This is a genomic window from Ruegeria sp. BHSB064 (assembly GCF_059613205.1).
In genome coordinates, this window is record NZ_JBXWSB010000252.1 from 1 (window position 1) to 1,126 (window position 1,126).

At 57.6% G+C, this 1,126-nt stretch carries 1 protein-coding gene; it reads right to left on the reverse strand.

The features are described 5' to 3' along the window. On the reverse strand, positions 1-933 hold a 933-nt coding region (gene rsgA, locus AC2FNU_RS24755), incomplete at its 3' end, for a ribosome small subunit-dependent GTPase A (RefSeq protein ID WP_496794304.1). Positions 934-1,126 lie beyond the last annotated feature (193 nt).

Sequence of the window (1,126 nt, forward strand, 5' to 3'; positions counted from 1 at the left end):
ACCTTGTTCAACGGCCTTCAATACAGAGCATCCCGGCTCGGTCTCGTGCTGGCAGTCGTTAAAGCGACAACCTGCGGCAAGCTCCTGAATGTCGGCAAAAAGGTCATTGATCCCGTCCGCAGCATCGGTGAGCTGTAGTTCTCGCATGCCGGGGGTGTCGAGGATCAGACAACCATTGGGCATCGCATGAAGCTCGCGCCTCGTTGTTGTATGCCGCCCCTTTGCATCGTCCTCACGAATGGCCTGGGTCTCGATGGATTGGCTTTCGAGCAAGGCATTGGTCAGCGTCGACTTGCCAACGCCGGAGGAGCCCAGAAACGCCACCGTCTTGCCCAGCCTGCACCACGAGGAAAGGTGCTTTCGGGGAGCACTTCCGCGGGCGTCGAGTGCGACCACCTCGATCATCTCAGACACAGCGCGGGCCGCGTCGGTATAGCTTTGCGGGTCCGTCGCAAGGTCCGTCTTTGTCACGACGATGACGGGGGTGATCCCGGCCTCAAATGCCAGAGCGGCATAGCGTTCGAGCCGGGCCACTTTGAAGTCCTGATTACAAGACGTGACGATGAAAGCCGTATCAATGTTCGCGGCAATAAGTTGTTCCTGCCGGTCTGTGCCAGGTGCGCGCCGCTTGACTAAGCTTGTGCGCTCAAGAACCCGACTGGATTGTGGGTGCGAAGGCTTCAGCATCAACCAGTCACCGACAGTCACATCCGGCCTGGGAGGAAGTATATCATCAACACTGTCACCGAGGACGTGCAGCCCATTGCGATGCACTTCTACGACGCGCGCGGGAGGTGTTGCCGTTAGCTCGTCTACGCTGATCTGTTGGGCGAAAAAAGGTTGCCATCCCAGTGCCTGAAGGGGGTTGAGATTAGTTCGTGATCCGGCGTCTCGCGCGCGTTGCGGAAGGAAATCTGTGTAGTCCCGTTTCATGGGGTGTTCACTTTCATGTCTCTGGCCCGGGTCAGATTTGGGCGCTGATGGTAGGAAAGGTGTGCGCACACCAAACACGTCCGTCAGCTGTGAAGTGACGGCGTTGCTTCAGATGTTGAATGTGCTCCGGGAGGCGCGCTGCCTCCCTTCTTTACCGGGACATGAAATCTCCATTTCAGATGATGTGCACATA